Source organism: Salinivibrio costicola subsp. alcaliphilus (genome assembly GCF_001996185.1).
GTDB classification, from domain to species: domain Bacteria; phylum Pseudomonadota; class Gammaproteobacteria; order Enterobacterales; family Vibrionaceae; genus Salinivibrio; species Salinivibrio costicola.
Window position 1 is genome coordinate 1 of record NZ_MUFR01000165.1, and the last position, 341, is coordinate 341.

General features: G+C 44.6%; 1 protein-coding gene. It reads right to left on the reverse strand.

Annotated features, from left to right (window positions below):
* A partial coding sequence (locus BZJ21_RS15705; RefSeq protein ID WP_158075554.1) for a transposase occupies positions 1-341 on the reverse strand: 341 nt, incomplete at both ends.

The window sequence follows — 341 nt, forward strand, 5'->3', positions numbered from 1 at the left end:
TTGCAGTTTCTTTATGAGTAAAATCGAGTCGTTGACGGGCGATTTTTTGGTGCAATTTAGCAATTCTGTGCTTCAGTTTGCGATGGGCGCGAGTCCCCCCTTTTGCTAACGCAAGGTCGCGTTGCACAGACGCTAGTTGATCTTTGCTGTTTCTCAGGTAGCGAGGGTTTTCGACTTGCTCAAAATGACCATCTTGATCGATGGTCGAAAAATAATGAGAAACACCCCAATCAAGACCAATGGCTTTAGTGCCACACTGTCTTTCAATGGAATCGTATTCCATTGAAACCGAGATAAACCACTCACCATTCTTGCGAATGATCTCGGCAGTTTTTGGCTTA